At 45.6% G+C, this 17,697-nt stretch carries 13 protein-coding genes; 4 read left to right on the top strand and 9 right to left on the bottom strand.

Features of this window, described 5'->3' with window-relative positions:
• Nucleotides 1-121: 121 nt before the first annotated feature.
• On the top strand, nt 122-1,294 hold the full coding sequence (locus R7Z47_RS05730) for an MFS transporter (protein WP_021035943.1): 1,173 nt from the start codon (nt 122-124) through the stop codon (nt 1,292-1,294).
• Between the two features lie 209 nt (nt 1,295-1,503).
• Entirely contained in the window at nt 1,504-3,066 is a 1,563-nt protein-coding gene (locus R7Z47_RS05735) for a methyl-accepting chemotaxis protein (RefSeq protein WP_017819900.1), read from the top strand.
• A gap of 141 nt (nt 3,067-3,207) precedes the next feature.
• On the opposite strand, the gene tkt is transcribed toward R7Z47_RS05735, so the two are convergent.
• Nucleotides 3,208-5,199 carry a transketolase gene (gene tkt, locus R7Z47_RS05740; protein WP_042522667.1) on the bottom strand — a complete coding sequence of 664 codons (1,992 nt, stop codon included), beginning with the start codon at nt 5,197-5,199 and terminating at the stop codon, nt 3,208-3,210.
• A gap of 125 nt (nt 5,200-5,324) precedes the next feature.
• The gene (tal, locus tag R7Z47_RS05745; protein WP_005373488.1) at nt 5,325-6,275 is read right to left on the bottom strand and encodes a transaldolase; all 951 of its coding nucleotides are present in this window, start codon (nt 6,273-6,275) and stop codon (nt 5,325-5,327) included.
• A gap of 466 nt (nt 6,276-6,741) precedes the next feature.
• Between tal and R7Z47_RS05750 the strand changes: the two genes are divergently transcribed.
• Nucleotides 6,742-7,743 (top strand): sugar-binding transcriptional regulator, encoded by a 1,002-nt coding sequence (locus tag R7Z47_RS05750; RefSeq protein ID WP_262606682.1) that lies wholly within the window; start codon nt 6,742-6,744, stop codon nt 7,741-7,743.
• Between the two features lie 165 nt (nt 7,744-7,908).
• Here the strand turns inward: R7Z47_RS05750 and R7Z47_RS05755 are convergent, their stop codons facing one another.
• The 5 genes from R7Z47_RS05755 to moeA all read right to left on the bottom strand — a co-directional run bounded on the left by R7Z47_RS05755 (nt 7,909) and on the right by moeA (nt 13,668).
• On the bottom strand, nt 7,909-8,739 hold the full coding sequence (locus R7Z47_RS05755) for a sulfurtransferase (RefSeq protein WP_154204245.1): 831 nt from the start codon (nt 8,737-8,739) through the stop codon (nt 7,909-7,911).
• Nucleotides 8,740-8,879: 140 nt separating this feature from the next.
• Nucleotides 8,880-9,380, bottom strand: coding sequence for a hypothetical protein (locus tag R7Z47_RS05760; RefSeq protein ID WP_230237988.1), 501 nt, complete (start codon nt 9,378-9,380; stop codon nt 8,880-8,882).
• A 12-nt stretch (nt 9,381-9,392) separates the two neighbouring features.
• Nucleotides 9,393-11,498 carry an LruC domain-containing protein gene (locus tag R7Z47_RS05765; protein WP_230237989.1) on the bottom strand — a complete coding sequence of 702 codons (2,106 nt, stop codon included), beginning with the start codon at nt 11,496-11,498 and terminating at the stop codon, nt 9,393-9,395.
• Between the two features lie 175 nt (nt 11,499-11,673).
• Entirely contained in the window at nt 11,674-12,423 is a 750-nt protein-coding gene (moeB, locus tag R7Z47_RS05770) for a molybdopterin-synthase adenylyltransferase MoeB (RefSeq protein ID WP_010647133.1), read from the bottom strand.
• 9 nt (nt 12,424-12,432) lie between these two features.
• Nucleotides 12,433-13,668, bottom strand: a complete 1,236-nt coding sequence (gene moeA / locus R7Z47_RS05775; protein ID WP_262606681.1) for a molybdopterin molybdotransferase MoeA — start codon at nt 13,666-13,668, stop codon at nt 12,433-12,435.
• 287 nt (nt 13,669-13,955) lie between these two features.
• Here moeA and folE point away from each other — a divergent pair, with 287 nt between their 5' ends.
• On the top strand, nt 13,956-14,609 hold the full coding sequence (gene folE, locus R7Z47_RS05780) for a GTP cyclohydrolase I FolE (RefSeq protein ID WP_005373478.1): 654 nt from the start codon (nt 13,956-13,958) through the stop codon (nt 14,607-14,609).
• Between the two features lie 44 nt (nt 14,610-14,653).
• Here the strand turns inward: folE and R7Z47_RS05785 are convergent, their stop codons facing one another.
• Together R7Z47_RS05785 and clcA are read right to left on the bottom strand one after the other, a co-directional pair.
• On the bottom strand, nt 14,654-15,601 hold the full coding sequence (locus R7Z47_RS05785; protein WP_262606680.1) for a TDT family transporter: 948 nt from the start codon (nt 15,599-15,601) through the stop codon (nt 14,654-14,656).
• Between the two features lie 261 nt (nt 15,602-15,862).
• Nucleotides 15,863-17,266, bottom strand: coding sequence for a H(+)/Cl(-) exchange transporter ClcA (gene clcA / locus R7Z47_RS05790; RefSeq protein ID WP_005373473.1), 1,404 nt, complete (start codon nt 17,264-17,266; stop codon nt 15,863-15,865).
• Nucleotides 17,267-17,697 lie beyond the last annotated feature (431 nt).

Below are 17,697 nucleotides of genomic sequence, written 5' to 3' on the forward strand. Positions count from 1 at the left end.
GTGAAGAGCCAGAGGTACTATGCCTCTGGCTCTTTTTGTTGAGAATTACTCTCATATCTTTCTATTGTTTCTGCTTTCCTATATGTTATCTGTATACGTCGTAACCAAAAGGAATTTGGAATTGAATCGTAATGTATGGCTTCTATCCCTCTGCCAAGCCTTATTAATGACAGGGAATATTTTACTCATATCTGTTATTGCCCTTATTGGCAAAACACTTGCGCCGTCATCAAGTTTTATCACATTACCAGTTGCACTGCAGTTTTTGGGACTGATGGCCGCGACAATTCCTGCGTCGCTAATTATGGGCAAGTTAGGGCGTCGCCTTGGTTTTAGCCTTGGTAATGTCATTGGCATTTTGGGTGCTAGTCTAGCGACGTATGCATTAAGTCAACAAAACTTCTATCTGTTCTGCATGTCTACGTTTTTGCTTGGTGTTGGTATAGGTTTCGGTACTCTATACAGGTTTGCTGCCATTGAAGTGTGTGAAGAGTCGGCAAGGCATAGGGCGATTTCGATATCTATGGCGGGTGGGGTGTTAGCGGCGATCCTTGGGCCTAATCTGGCCGTGTACTCGCAGCAGTGGTCAGATGATGGCTTATACATTAGTGCATTTGCTGTGCTTGTCGTGCTTTATATAACTGCGTTGGTTGTGCTACAAACCATTCGTTTTCCACCTGCACACACGCAGGCGCTACACGCTAAGGCGGATAAGCTCAGACTGATTATTCGTCGACCTAATTTCATGCTAGCAGTTATCGCGGCAATGGTTGCGTACGCGGTGATGAACATTTTAATGACAGCAACTCCTTTAGCGATGATTGGTTGTGGCTTTGATTTTGATAAAGCGGCGGGAGTGATCGAATGGCACGTGTTGGGTATGTTTGCACCTGCGTTTGTCACGGGCCGCCTGATAGAGCGGTTTGGCGCTAAGAATATGATTTTAGCGGGTGGATTGCTATTTGTTGCTTGTATTGGAATTAATATACATGGAGTGTCTATCTGGCATTTTAGTCTTGCTTTAATCCTGTTAGGAATAGGGTGGAACTTTATGTTTATCGCAGCAACTGGGCTGTTTAGTCAAAGCTATGAAGCGAAAAACAGAAGCAAGGCTCAAGCGTTTAATGAATTCTTCGTGTTCAGTTGTGTCACCATCACCGCATTACTATCTGGTTGGCTTGAGTCTACCGTAGGTTGGCAGAATCTTAATTTGTATGTTCTTCCATTTGTGTTACTCGTTATCGCGATGTTTGCGTTAAAAACGAATAAAAAGCCAGAATCACAAACCGCTTAATTAAGTCTTAATATATAACCCGGCCTATCGTGTCGGGTTTGTTTATTAGCTCAAATCAACAATCTCTTCTTTATGTTTTTATCGATAATGTGAATTCCCACAATAAAAATGTCGATTTGATAAGACTTTTTATCTAACTTTTTGTAATAAAAATAAAAATCCTGTATATATCTTGCCGAAAATCAATAAAAACTAAAGAAGTTTCGTCTATGTCAGCCAATATTTCTCATAAAGCTCAAGAAACTCTCGTGAGGGAGTCTGAGGAACTCGTCTCAACAACGAACTTACAAGGTGTTATTACATATTGTAATGAAGCCTTTTGCCGCGTTGCTGAATACACTCACGAAGAACTTGTCGGTCAGAACCACAATATAGTTCGTCATAATGATATGCCTAAAGCCGCTTTCGGTGATATGTGGGCACGCCTTAAACAAGGTAAAGCCTGGCGTGGAATGGTTAAGAATGCCACTAAGTCTGGCGGTTACTATTGGGTTGATGCTTATGTCACCCCTATCTACGAAGACAACCATGTTGTTGGGTATCAATCAGTGCGCGTGAAGCCAAAGCGAGAGTGGGTTGATATTGCGACAAAAGCCTACAAAAGCATGCGTGCTGCAGAGAAGTCTGGCCGAACTTGGTCGTTGAAAATCAATGAAACCATTCGCTATGCGATTCTACTTGGTGCACTAACCGCACCTGCAACCGCATATGCGTTGTCTGTTGAAGGGCCGTTGGCTTGGCTTGCAAGTGCGTTACCTGCAAGTGTTCTGGCTCTGTTATTCCGCCAAGAGTTAATTGATACACCTCAGCAACTTAAAAAGTTACAAAAGCAATATGACAGCGTAAGTCGCTTGATCTATTCCGGTAACACGGCATTTTCGATTGCCGATTTCCATATCAAAATGCTATCCGCAAGAATTCGAACCGTGTTAGGAAGAATGACTGACTCCGCATTGCCTTTGCAGCATTGCGCCGAAGAGCTTAGTCAAACAACGGCAGAAGTCTCGGCTGCATTAAATCAGCAAAATACCGATATTCATCGTGTGCGAGATGCTACCCAAGAGGTGGAGTCGTCGGCAAATTCGGTTTCTTCGAGTACCAATGATGCCCATATGTTGATTGATGATACATTGAAGTCATGCTTGATGGCGAAGGAGACCATCGATCAAACGCACACCAATCTAGCGAAGTTAAGCCTTCAAGCTGAAAAAGCGACGGAAACGACGTATCAACTGAGTGATCAGGCACAGAAGGTGAACCATTTGATGGAAGAGATTGGTGGGATCGCAGAGCAAACCAATTTACTGGCACTCAACGCGGCGATTGAAGCGGCAAGAGCAGGGGAGCAAGGTCGTGGTTTTGCTGTTGTAGCTGATGAGGTCCGCGCGCTTTCTGGGCGTACATCCAATGCAACTGAACAAATCCAAGCTTCTATCTCCACTATGTTGGCAACGATTCAAAGTTGGCAGAAAGATATTCTGGCAAACAAAGAGCAAACCGATGCCTGTTCTCAAGTAGCAGAACAAAGCGCGTTGCGTTTGTCTGAAGTTGAACAGATGATGCAAACCATGAGTGGGCTGATGGTTGATGTAGCAGAAGCGGCGAATAACCAGTTAAAGCTATCTAGTGATGTAAACCAGCACATTCATTCTATCGCTTCGACCGCAGAACAAAACTTGGCAGCAACACATTCAGTTGAGCAAAACAGCCGACAGTTGAAAGACCAAGTACAAGATTTCTATCAGCTCGCACTTCGATTTGAAGACAAATAGTCGTAACGAAAGTTGTGATGTTTATGTCCTGGCTGCGTTTATGCGAATAGGAGCCAGATAAAAGAAAGCCCCGCCATTGCTGGTGGGGCTTTTCAGTTTTCACATTCGCAATAGAGAAAACTGACTATCTTTTTACTGCAATTACGCGAGTAGCTCTTTTGCTGTGTTCACTACGTTTTCAGTCGTGAAACCAAACATTTTGAATAGTTCGCCAGCTGGTGCAGATTCACCGAATGAAGTCATACCGATGATGCGACCGTCGAAGCCTACGTACTTGTACCAGAAGTCAGCAATACCTGCTTCAATTGCGATACGTGCTGTTACGTCTGATGGCAGTACAGCTTCACGGTAAGCGGCGTCTTGTTTGTCGAATGCGTCTGTTGATGGCATTGAAACAACGCGTACTTTCTTACCTTCAGCAGTTAGCTGTGCTGCTGCTTCTACTGCTAGTTCAACTTCAGAACCTGTTGCGATAAGGATTAGCTCTGGCTTGCCTTCGCAATCTTTCAGAATGTAAGCACCTTTCGCGATGTCTGCTACTTGTTCTGCTGTGCGCTCTTGTTGCGCAAGGTTTTGACGAGAGAAGATAAGTGCTGTCGGTGCATCTTTACGTTCAATCGCTAGTTTCCAAGCTACAGCGGACTCAACTTGGTCACATGGACGCCATGTGCTCATGTTTGGTGTTAGGCGTAGCGATGCCATTTGCTCAACTGGTTGGTGAGTTGGACCATCTTCGCCAAGACCGATAGAGTCATGCGTGTACACTTGGATGTTCTGAATTTTCATCAGCGCAGCCATACGCATTGCGTTACGTGCGTACTCCATGAACATTAGGAATGTTGCGCCGTAAGGAACGAAACCACCGTGTAGCGCGATACCGTTCATGATCGCTGTCATACCGAATTCACGTACGCCGTAGTGGATGTAGTTACCAGAGAAGTCGCTTGCTTCTAGAGACTTAGAACCAGACCACATGGTTAGGTTAGAAGGTGCTAGGTCAGCAGAGCCACCCATGAACTCTGGTAGTAGAGCACCAAATGCTTCTAGAGCATTTTGAGACGCTTTACGTGATGCAATGTTTGCTGGGTTAGCTTGAAGATCAGCAATGATTTGGCTTGCTTTCTCTTCCCACTGTGCAGGAAGCTCACCGTTTACGCGGCGTTTAAATTCAGCTGCCAGCTCAGGGTACGCTGCTTCATAAGCTGCAAATTTCTCGTTCCACGCTGCTTCCTTAGCTGCGCCTGTTTCTTTCGCTGACCATTCTGCGTAGACTTCTTGCGGAATTTCAAAAGGACCGTGCTCCCAACCTAGTTCTTTGCGTGTTGCTGCGATTTCTTCTGCACCTAGTGGCGCACCGTGACAATCGTGTGAACCAGATTTGTTTGGTGAACCAAAACCGATGATAGTCTTAGTACAGATAAGTGTAGGACGTGGATCCGCTTTCGCCGCTTCAATTGCTGCGTTGATTGCGTCAGCATCGTGACCATCGACTGCAGGGATTACGTGCCAACCGTAAGCTTCGAAACGCTTAGGTGTGTCGTCAGAGAACCAACCTTCAACGTGACCGTCGATAGAGATGCCGTTGTCATCCCAGAATGCGATCAGCTTGCCTAGACCTAGAGTACCTGCAAGAGAGCATGCCTCGTGCGAAATACCTTCCATCAGACAGCCGTCGCCCATGAACACGTAAGTGAAGTGGTCAACGATGTCGTGGCCTTCTTTGTTGAATTGCGCTGCTAGCGCTTTTTCAGCTAGAGCCATACCAACCGCGTTAGTGATGCCTTGACCTAGCGGACCCGTTGTGGTCTCGATACCTGGCGCGTAACCATACTCTGGGTGACCAGGAGTTTTAGAGTGAAGCTGACGGAAGTTTTTCAGATCGTCGATAGACAACTCGTAACCTGCAAGGTGCAGTAGAGAGTAAATCAGCATTGAGCCGTGGCCGTTAGACAGTACGAAACGGTCGCGGTCTGCCCACTCAGGGTTTGATGGGTTGTGGTTTAGATGAGAGCGCCAAAGAACTTCAGCGATGTCAGCCATACCCATAGGTGCACCTGGGTGACCAGAGTTAGCTTGTTGAACACCATCCATGCTTAGCGCACGGATTGCATTTGCTAGATGTTTACGATCCATAGTGATTACTTCTCGATATTTGATTTAAATAGAGGGAACTCGCCGAAACAAGTTCAAATAGAATTTTTTGAAAATAGTGTTGATGGTAAAAGCGAGTAGACGGGCTACTCGCTTTTGGTAAGCAATTAAAGCTTAGCTTCGATCATCGCTTCTAGTTTGCCTTGGTCAACGGCGAAGTTGCGGATACCTTCAGCCAGTTTCTCAACAGCCATTGGGTCTTGGTTATGTTCCCATAGGAACTCAGCGTGAGTCATTGGTGCTGGACGCTCAGCTGCGCCTTTAGAATCAACTAGTTTCTCAACTACTTCACCTTCAGCTGCTTCTAGTTCTGCAAGTAGAGCAGGAGCGATAGTTAGACGGTCACAACCAGCTAGTTCTAAGATCTCACCGATGTTACGGAAGCTTGCGCCCATAACTACAGTTTTGTAGCCGTATTCTTTGTAGTAGTTGTAGATTTTAGTTACAGATAGTACGCCTGGATCTTCTTGAGCTTCGAAGTCACGGCCTTCTTTCGCTTTGTACCAGTCCATGATACGACCAACGAATGGCGAGATTAGGAATACCCCCGCTTCTGCACAAGCACGTGCTTGAGCGAACGAGAATAGAAGCGTTAGGTTACAGTTGATGCCTTCTTTTTCTAGGATCTCAGCTGCGCGAATGCCTTCCCAAGTTGAAGCCAGTTTGATAAGGATACGGTCGTTAGTGATGCCAGCATCGTTGTACATTTTCACTAGTTGACGAGCTTTCGCTACGCTGCCTTCCATATCGTAAGATAGACGAGCGTCTACTTCTGTAGAGATACGACCTGGGATAGTTTTTAGGATTTCTTTACCGATGTTTACTGCAAGCATGTCACAAGTATCTTGAACTTGTTGAGCTTTGTCGTTGCTCTGTGCTTTAGCGTATTCGATTGAAGCATCGATTAGAGGTGCGTACTCTGCGATTTGAGCGGCTTTAAGGATAAGAGAAGGGTTAGTTGTTGCGTCTTCTGGCTGATACTTTTTAATTGCATCAATTTCGCCAGTGTCTGCTACTACAGTCGTTAGTTTACGAAGTTGCTCTAACTTGTTGCTCATAATCGATCATCCTATTTAAATGGGCTTAAGCGTGATTTTTGTTATCACAGCTTGTGCATTTGCAAGCGAGTTAGCTAACCGTCTCATCGCATTTAATGAGACATCTGCTCAGCCAACTACGGAAAATTTCGTTACCGAACAAATGCTATGAACATTTGATCGATAGCTGAGTAAATGATGTGTCCATATTTATCCTATCTATGCTGAAAGTCAATCGCTGAAATGGACTTATAGTGAACTTCATCAACGTTTTTTTACTGTGTGTTTAGTGGTTAACCCAAATAAACGTTTGCCCTTATTGTTCAAAGCTTGAGCGTTGTCCAAGAGGGTAAAAAATTGTAGTGAGAAAATGTTATTGCGATGAGCAAATGTAGCGTTTAAATTGATAAAGAACATATGCTAAGTCAATGAGCATATGTTCACTTATTGCATACAATATCGATCCTCTTAAAGGGCGAGAGAAACCATGAGCAGTTCTAATCAAGATATTTCCATTGAAAACACGGATTTGTTGACAGAGATTTCCGTCGCGTATTATCAAGACGGTGCGACTCAGGAAGAGATATCGAGAAAATTTGCCATATCACGCGCAAAAGTCGGGCGAATGCTCAAGCAGGCGCGTGATGAAGGCATTGTTGAAATTACCGTTAAATACCATCCGGTGTTCAGCGCCAAGATTGAACAACGTTTGATCGAGCGATTCGGCGTTAAGCGCGCGCTTGTTGCTCTTGATCAACCGAATGAAGAAGCGCAACGACTACAGGTGTCGGGATTGGTGTCCAATTATCTCACTAGCACGCTCAAAAACGGCATGGTGGTGACGGTCGGACAAGGGCGCAACGTGTCGTCCGTCGCTCACCATATAGGTGTTATTACGCCGCGTGACTGTAAATTTGTGTGTGGCATTGGTGGTATTCACCCGCGTGGCGGTATGTATAACGCCGACCATATTTGTCGTCAGTTGGCGAAGAAGTATGGGGGAACCTCTGAAACCCTTTATGCGCCGGCATACGCAGAAAATAGAGAACAGAAGTTGGCCTTCATGCAAAATGCAACCGTGAAACAAACGCTCGACCTAGCGCGTAAAGCCGATGTCGCTTTGGTTGGTATTGGTGACATGAGCGAAAACAGTTACATGGTCGACTTAGGTTGGTTTACGCCTGATGAAGTGGTTCAGTCGAGACTTCAAAAAGGTGTGGTAGGGGATTTTGCAGGTTATGACTTCTTTGATATTCACGGTAATGTAGCGAACACGGTAATGAGTGACCGAGTAATTGGACTTGGTATTGAAGAGTTTCGGCCGATCTCGGAAGTCATTGCGATCGCAGCTGAGAACAGCAAGCCACTCGCTCTACTCGGAGCATTAAGAACTGGAGCGATAGACGTGATCGCCACGAGCGTTAGCAACGCATTAACCGTGCTCAACTTAGATGAGCAAATGCACGGCAACGCGACATCTGAACGCTAACGGAAATAGTCGGCTTTTGATGTAGTCAGGCTATGAGGGGTGACAAATCACTCATAGCCAGTTTCTATTTCGAAATGACAAGTTTGGTTTAGAAGCTGCGTTTAGTTTATTGGAACACATCATCTTTAGATAAACGTAAGATACTTTGTTAAACAGACACTTGTCTTAACACTCGATAGGTAGAGAGTGGTCTGCACCCCATTCGGTCCAAGAACCGTCGTACACCGACAGATTGTCTAGACCAATTTGATACGCCGCGAGTAATAAAATGCATGCGGTCACACCGGAGCCGCAACTAAAAATGATTGAATTATCACTATCTATTGTTAGTGCGCTAAATATCTGTTGCAACTCTGAATTCGGTTTAATGTGACCGTTGGTTAAGAGTTCTTGAAACGGTAAGCAAACCGAATTTGGAATGTGCCCACTACGTAGACCTTCTCGTGGCTCAGGCACTTCACCAAGGAAGCGTGCTTTGGCTCTCGCATCGATGATGTTGGCACTTTTATTGGTTGAATGAGCAAGAACATCTTGTGCACTCAAAAAGGCATTTTGGTTGAGCTTACCCGCAAAGTTACCTCTTTCGCTTGGTTGCGATAGGGTACTTTCAACAGGGAATCCGGCTTCAATCCAAGCGGGAAGACCGCCATTTAAGACTCGAACATTATCATGTCCCATAGCTTTGAGCATCCACCAAGCTCTTGGCGCGGCTAAAGTGCCAGAGTTGTCGTAAACCACAATCAAATCTTCGTTGTTCAAACCGAGTTGTTGCGCACTTTGGTTGAAGCCTTCTTCTGTTGGCATCATATGCGGCAGGGAAGAACCGGGTAAGCAAAAGTCATTGTCGTAATCAAAGCGTAAAGTATTTGGAATCCACTTATCTTGAATCTTTTTGCCTTCAGAAGGGATTTGAAACGCAATACTAGCGTCGAGGAGCTTGACGTTAGGTTGGCCGAAAAGGCTATTGAGTTCATCAGTACTAATCAGTGCTTGCATTGTCTTTAGTTTGCTAGGTGGATAATCTTACTGTTTTACAACAAAAAAATCGCATGTTCAAAAGAACGATGCGATTTTTAAGTTAAAGATTGAAGATTTGTTCTGAAAGGCTGCTTTCGCTATGCCTTCAATCTATCTAGCTACATGTTCCAAGTGTTGTCTCCTGAAGTAATCACTTTCTGAATTGGGTCACTGCCGTCATAGAACCAAATTTCAACAAGTAGGCTACCTTGGCTATCAGAAACATTAAAGTCGACGTTTGCTGTACCGTTGTTGAGTGGAACCGATGCGACTTTGCTTGGATATTTTGCATCGTAGTTACCTGAACTGTTCTCGACAAACTCTTTGTACACGCTTAGGTGTGCACGTTGTGAAGAAAAACCACTGATGTCTACATTGAGCGTACCTTCCGTCACTGGGTTGTAGCTAAAGCCATCCGGTACTACTAGGTCCTGCATGGTTGCATTTTCTACAGTTACGGTAGTCTCTTCTACGGTTGTTTCTTCCTGTTGGGTAGTCTCTTCCTCTGCAACAGTCGTTTGAGCTGGTGGAGGTGGTGTACTGTTACCACCACCGCCGCCTCCGCCTCCGCCACAAGCCGTTAGTGCTAATCCCATGATGATTGTGATAAGTGCTTTCATAATGTTATCTCCCTATGGAATGTAGCATTTGTTAGGTGTTGGAGAGGTGTGCCAATCTGTGCTTAGTTCGCCACCAGACTCAGCCCAAGTTTGGAATTGAGGGTATGCATCGACCATGTCTACACGCTCTAGCGGCCAATCCCAATCTTCTACTATCAGCAGTGCCCAAGGTAAGTTGTTTGCTGTTTTGAAGTACACTCCTTGTGCAGGGTCACTTGCATCGACGCCGACACCGAAGAGGTTTTGGTCATCAAATTGTTCTGTTGGTGCTTGGTCTGCTAAGTGAACTTCCCATTTACGGCCTGGTTGGAAGGTAATCCCGTCGCCATGGTAAGTGCCCGGTGTTGCAAAGATGAACGGGTCGTATGGCATGGCTTGAATGGCTGAACGGTCAGAGCCTTCAGTGAAGTACACGTTCAAGGTAAAGGTGAGTGAAACGTTATCATCACAGCCAGACTCGGTACGGAAGTAGCTACAGCTGCTCGCCGCGTGTGTGCTTAAGTCTTCACTGATGATGAAAATGGCTTCATCAGAAATACTTTCCAAGCCATTAGATGCTTGCTCTACACCATTGAAGGATAGCGTCGTTAATCCATTTTCAATCGAGCTTCTCAATACACCCGGTAGTCGGATTGCGAAGCCATTTTTGTAGCTTGCGCCGTAAGCCGCTAGGTCACCTGTAATCTGAATATTCTCAACATGACCAGCAAGACTGGTTTCAGTGATGCGGAATTTCACGACCACATCGTTCATGTCGTAGTCTGCGGTGTATGGCCAATTATCTTCATAAGCCACGGTGGCGTAATCTTCTGCACTCGGGAAATATTCCACTGAGTAGCCATTACCAGTGATGGTAATTGGGTAATCTTCCACCTCACCAGATGTCGAACCACCATCGTAGTTTAATCCGGTTTGTTGGCTAAAGCGGAATCGACTCCAGCTTGAACCTTCCGTTGCAGCGGTTGAAACGACAAACGGTAGGGGATTATTACCCGCAGACAGTAATTGGTCAGTAAAGACCTGTTCGCCTTCATCATCAAAGTCACCATCGCGGTTCCAGTCAAACCATGCTGATAGGTAGCCAGAAGTAGAAGCTGTCACATTCACAATTGAGCTTAAGCCTGGATCAAGTGCGGATACAAAACCAACACCATCTTCATCGGCTGTGCCCACAGAGTTGTCGTTTGCTTGACCGTCGGCATCACCATCTGGAGCGATGGAACCAAGCCAAGTTACACCGTCCACTTCGTGACGAGGACCGTTTGACGCAAGTGTTGTGTGGTAGCTGTCTGGAGCATCACCGAAATCAATTGGCTCGTCTTCGTTAATCACCGGAGCATTTGCACAACGTGCACCGTCATTTTGGCTTGAGCTTGGACCGTTGGATACAAACTCAACCGCAGGAACGATACCTGCTGCGATATTGGCTGCGTTATCTTCCGAAAGGTCAACGCGATAAATTTTGCCATCTTGGTTACGTGACACGTAGTAGTTGCCGTTTACATCGAAGTAGCCAGCACCAAATGTGCCTTTCTCACCTGTGTCACCTATCGCAGTTGCGCTACCATTTGATGGGTTGAACTGATATAGCACACCAGAGTTGTTGTCGATGCCGTAAAGGGAGCCATCACCTGGATGGAATGCAAAGTCGGTTAGGTTCACAGTCGCTGTTGAGCTGATTTTCACGATGCTCAATGTCGCATTTGGATCAGAATCGAGCGGAGAAAGGTCAATGGAGAAAAGTCCTTTGCCTTTGCGGTACAAGTAGTAGACGTGGTTGTAAACGTCACCTACGTAAAACGTGTGGTCGGTAGGAAGACCCGAAACATCAAGTGTCTCTGCTTGGAAGTCTTGACCAAGACGAACAATCTTTTTGTTTGTGGTGTCGTAGCCGTAGATATAACGGTCAGTGAAGTTAAAGCCTACACCGTTGATGCCCGAAGCCAAACCTGTGTCGTCCTCTAAAAGAGTCGTAGAGCCTGTAACCAAATTGACGCCATAGATTTGAACCGGGGTTGATTGGAACAGGTATGCTTGGCTTGGGCACGTATCAAATGGCGCCGCTTGTGCGTAAGCGCTCGCTATTAGAGACCCAAGTAGTAGTGATGTCCTTTTCATAATTCGCCCTCTCATTGGTTCGTGATATATGCAATGAAAGGAATGTGCCAAGTTTTAAGTGGTTGAATTTTATTGATTTAATGTTTGTAGGAAGAAGGGTTGTAAATCTGATTGTCAAAATGAGAAAAAGCCCAACATCGAGTTGGGCTTTTTGGGAATGATTAGAGGTTTAGAACTAACTACAAACCGGACAGGTGGGCATTTTCATCAGATTCATTTCTCGCCAAGACATGCTGAGCGCATCCAAAATCAGAATTTTGCCTTTCTTTGGTTGGCCGTAATCAGCAATCACTTTGATCGCCTCCATCGCCTGTACTGCGCCAACAATACCCACAACAGGAGCCATGACTCCGGCTTCGACACAACTTAACGCACCGCTGCCGAAGAGGGCACTTAAGCACTGGTAACATGGTTGCGCTGGGTCGTCGTAAGTAAACACACTCACTTGTCCTTCCATACGAATGGCCGCGCCTGAAATTAGCGGTGTTTTGGTCGCAAAACATAGGCGGTTAAGTTGATTGCGCGTATCGACGTTATCTGATGCATCAACAACAATTGTGTGCTGTTCGATCAAGCTTTTTAGCTCTGTATCATCAAGACGCTTTGCTATGGTATCTACAATAATGTGCGGATTAAGTTCACGTAGTGCATCAGCAGCCGATTCGACCTTCTTACGACCAATATCCGCATCGTGGTGCAGAACTTGGCGCTGAAGATTAGACAACTCGACGATATCATCATCAATCAGCGTAATTTTACCGACACCAGCAGTGGCCAAATATTGGCTTGATGCACAGCCTAAACCGCCAGCACCAAGCATCAATACTGATGCTTGTTTGAGTGCTTCTTGTCCTTCAAAGTCAAACTGACGAAGAATGATTTGGCGGTTGTAACGCAGCATTTCCTGATCGGAAAGAATATCCACAACGACTTCCTAGTAAAGGGTTGAGTTGAATAGTTGAATCTGAACCGTTTCGCCCACTTCAACTCGGCCGCGTTCACGTTCTAATACAACAAAACAGTTCGCTAGGCTCATTGAGCGGAATGCACCAGAGCTTTGGTTACCGGTTGTTTCAACGACAAACTTGCCATCTTCCAATGTGTAGATACCACGTTGGTAATCGGTACGACCTGGCGCTTTCTTAAAGGCGGTTTTAGTTGCTGCTGGAATAGATTCGGGTGCTTTCCATTCTGTATGGCCTGCAAGTTTTGCCAGCATTGGTTGAACAAGCACGTACATAGTAAGAACCGCAGAAACAGGGTTACCCGGCAGCCCACAGAACCAAGCTGTACTTAGCTTACCAAATGCGAAAGGTTTACCCGGCTTGATTGCTAACTTCCAGAAACCGATTTCACCAAGTTCTTCAAGAATGTCTTTGGTGTAATCCGCTTCGCCGACGCTAACACCACCAGATGTAACAACCACATCAGCCAATGTTTGCGCTTGTTCAAAGGTCGCTTTCAGAGTCTCTGGGCAATCTGGAATGATGCCAAGATCAACGGCTTCACAACCGAAGTTTTCAATAAGCGGTTTAATACCGTAACGGTTGCTGTCGTAGATCTGACCTTCGTCTAATGGTTCGCCCAGTGGTTTAAGCTCATCGCCAGTAGAGAAGAAAGCAACTTTTGGCTTACGTACTACTGTCACATGGCTAACACCAAGAGACGCAATCATCGGAATATCGCGAGGTGTCAAACGTGCACCTTTTGCCAGTACGATATCTCCTTGTTTGATGTCGTCACCTGTTGGGCGGATGTTGTTTTGTGGCTTCACGTCAGTTTGGGTGAACTGAATACCAGCATCCGTTACTTCTGTGTTTTCTTGCATGATAACGCCATCACAACCCTGTGGGATTTTTGCGCCAGTCATGATGCGAACACAGGTACCTTGAGGCCATTCACCTTCAAAAGGTTGTCCTGCAAATGATTTACCTGCCAGAGGCAAAATAGAAGATGACTCAAGATCTTGAATGCGAATAGCGTAGCCATCCATTGCTGAGTTATCGAATGGCGGTACGTGAATAGGAGACAGGATGTCTTCTGCCAGTACAAAACCGAGTGCTTCAGCAAGTGGAAGAGAAAGCGTTGTTTGGATAGGTTTGATTCGCGATAGCATTTTGTCCATCGCTTCTTCAATTGGCATCAAGCCAGGTGCGTCGCAGCAGCCCATTGAGAAAATCCTGTGTTCTTTTGTTTTGTGGCAACTTTACCATAAAAAGGGGACCGAGTAAGAATGTCCACCTATAAAATATGGGTGTAATTATTCAAAAATCCGAGTATCCTTGTCAGCCATCCGAAAGGGGTAAAAAGCCCGCGGAGCTCAATAAAATCAGCTCAGTACCTATATTTGATGTGACTTGGTGTAAAGACACGAAACTGAGCAACTCAAAGCGAAAAATATGAATGCAATTTTGGTTGGGTTTGTATTAAAGCGGAAGTAACAAAAGAGGAAGTGGAATGTCAGGTCTTAGCGAGTCAGCGAAGTTAGTAAAAGAAGCGCTAGAGCAACGCGGTTTGGAAACGCCAATGCGTCCAAACAACGTAAGTCGTGAAGAGAAGAAAGAGAAGATCGAACACCACATGCGTGAGATCTTAGGTCTACTTCAACTTGACCTTACCGACGATAGCCTAGAAGAAACCCCTCACCGCATTGCTAAGATGTACGTTGACGAAATCTTCTCTGGTCTGGATTACTCCAACTTTCCTAAAATCACGGTGATTGAGAACAAGATGAACGTGAGCGAGATGGTTCGCGTGAAGGACATCACAGTTACCAGTACTTGTGAACACCACCTTGTGACCATCGATGGCAAGGCTGCTGTGGCTTACATTCCACGTGGCAAGATCATTGGCCTGTCAAAGATCAACCGTATCGTTCGCTTCTTTGCCCAGCGTCCACAAGTTCAAGAGCGTATGACTCAGCAAATTCTTGTTGCACTTCAAACGTTGCTTGAGTCCGATGATGTGGCAGTGACGATTGACGCAACACACTACTGCGTGAAATCTCGCGGTGTGATGGATGCAACCAGCGAAACCACGACAACAGCATTGGGCGGTATCTTCAAAAGCAACCCAGCAACGCGTGCCGAGTTTCTGCACGGTTTACGTTAGGTAACCAAGCACTATTCTAAGAGGATGGCAAACGCCATCCTTTTTTATGCTTGTTTAGAAAATGACTTCATGATTTCTGGCCAATACATTTTGATGTAACCTGCCGATACCCAAACAACCAATACAGTCGCGATACTGAGCTCTAGAAAACCAAAGTCGTGCAGCCAGTGCCAGTGAGGGTGCGATTCGGCAAAAAAAGAGGTTAAGCGATGCATTGCGATAGCGCTGATCACGGAAGGAAAGGTTACTGCCGCGATAGAAGGTTGAAACTTCAAGCGAAGTAAGCGGAAGTAACATAAGTAGATCAATAAAGTCATAGTGATGGCGATCCCTGCCAATGCGCCTGTTAGTATCGGATCAGGTAAGGGAAAGTTCACCAAGTATGCTGCTAATGACAAGTTTACCGGCGCGGCCATAATCGCGAGGGTCGGTCTTGCTCGCCTTGGTAGAGAGCCGAAAAACACTAAACGATACAACACGAGTGGCAGCATGAAGAAATAAATGCCGATGCACATCATCGCTAATGTTTCGGAGAATAAGTTGTGACCTAGTTGAGAACCGGCTAGTGAACTACTGATTAGCCCCACCGGATAAAGAAACCAACTCGGTACGATATTGGACATTTTGAAGTTCATTAGCTGAAAGCTAAAAAACAGCACCATCATAGTAAAATGCAGCAAAAGCGCCATAAACCAAAGTGGATAAGCGATGATAGGTGCTACAGCGGCAAGATAATCTGCAAGGATCAGTAACGCCATACTCATTGGTGCCATTAAACTACCACTCAGCGGGTGACGAATGTCGACCATGAATAATCGTGGATTCGCGGCATATTTTATGAGTACAGGGGCGAGTAAAAGTGCGCCGAGTGACGCCAAAAATGGGCGTATCGGTTCACCAATCTCAGGAATATAGAGTGCCCAAGCTTGCCCTAAACCTATCATACCTAGTGCCAACGCGGCTTGAGACGGCGGGACACTATAAAACTGCACAAGTCTTCTCCAGTTCAAATCTACTCCATTTGATTTTTGCCTGAATGAAACAAAACATGACGATTTGGATGAAATGCTCTATTTAAGTAGCGAATACTAACAAGTATGGAGAGGGGTTTCTCATGAAAGGTGGTGAGCAAATATCAGAGAATGATAATTTTGTGAGTTTGGTATCGAATATTTGGGAAAAGATGTAAAAATGCAGAGTTTATCGCTCCAAACCCTTCGATAGTCTGGAGCGAAGTGATAACAAAGAGAATGTTATGTTGATTGATTCTCTGGTAGATCCTGTTGGCGTAACTTTTCGTTTTTGATTGTGCGATGCAGCAGCTGGCTGTAAATAGGTTGTCCACCCAACAATTGAGCAATAATCACAGCGCCCAAACAAGTAATGATCAATGGCAGGATTAAGTAGTAGTTATTCGTCATTTCAATCACTAACAGAATACCAGTAATCGGTGCACGTACCGTTGCAGCAAACAGGGCACCCATGCCCGCAATCGCAAATACACCAGGCTCGATATCAAGCGCAGGGAGCAAGACATCAGCACTTGCTCCGAACGCATAGCCAAATAAGGTTCCCAGAGCAAGCATAGGTGCAAAGATGCCTCCCGGCGCACCAGAACCAAAACAGAGCAGGGTTGTAATTACGCGACCAAAGAAAAGCAAAACTAAAATAGATACCGAGTAGTTACCGTTAGTAATGTCAGGAATAAGGCCGATACCACCACCAGTTAGTTGGGGTACGTACAAAAGAAGCAAACCAAACACGCCTCCCAGTAACGAACCCACAATCAAGTAGCGCTTACGATCGTTTTTGTGAATTGCGACAAAACTGTCTTGTGCCACGGTAATCAGTTTATTGAAGATCACGCCAAACACGCCAAACAATGCGCCAAGCAATAAAAACAGCCATAGGGTTTGAAGCTCTGGCGACTGGTATTGCGGCATAGTGATAACGGCGTCTTGCCCGTTGATGGCGCGAAACACTATGTTCGCCATAATGGCAGAAATGATCACTGCGCGAATTGAGATCAAAGAGTAGCGAAACTGAGGTCGCATTTCCTCCACAACGAACATAATGCCTGCGAGTGGGGCATTAAAGGCCGCAGCCAAACCGCCCGCAGCACCAGAAGCGAGCAGGGAGTGGCGGGTATCGTCATCCTTTACGCGGAATATATCGGTCACCATTCGACCAACAGCGCCCCCCATTTGAACGGTTGGGCCTTCACGACCCAGTACCATACCTGAGCCAAGTGCGCCCATGCCGCCGAAGAATTTTACTGGTAGAACTCGCCACCAGCGCACTGGACGAATATTATCCATTGCCCCTTCGATTTCAGGAATACCAGAGCCTGCCGCTTCTGGCGCAAAGCGGTGCACAAGAAAATAGCCAATAAAAGCTAAAAGTGCGCTAATGAGAACCGCTGCCAGCCACAATGGTAGAACATTACCAATTTCGCTTCTTAACCATTCTGTTCGTGTTTCAGAAACGAAATGAACGGCAAGCTCGAAATACGTACCGACAAAACCAGCCAACGTACCCACAATGGCGGCCATAATGAGAACAGAAAATGGTGTTGACCCTCGAGAGACAAACTGGTTAATCGCATCTTTCGGTACGTGCGCTAACACAGATTTCACAATTCTCTCGCGTTTGGTCATTAACAAGCTCTCCTGTTGCTGGGGGAAGGTACGAAAGAAAGTATACGCTTCGCAGAGTCTAGACCTAATCAATAAAGATGCAATTTAGCTTTTCACTATTGAGTGTTCGAAGTGTCACGATATTATTCATTCACTCAGATTGTGCTATTGCTCTCATAATTTAGGATAAAAAACTTGTTTTTTGAAAAAAATGAACCATGCTTTAAATGTAAAGCAACATGACTGCTTCAGAAGGAGGGATGTGAGGTTTTACACACAATTTGGATGGATTCAAACCCTACGGTAAGTCCTCGTTTTATGTTCGGGATGCATCAATAGACATCGCCGATTCGCACACTCACGATTGAGTAACGAGGTAGAGGCGCACGCACATGTGCGCCTTCTTAATTTCTGCGTTATAACTTTCATCACCATAACTTTCATCGCCACCT

Origin of the sequence: Vibrio sp. 1641 (genome assembly GCF_033339995.1) — a bacterium.
GTDB lineage: Bacteria > Pseudomonadota > Gammaproteobacteria > Enterobacterales > Vibrionaceae > Vibrio > Vibrio alginolyticus.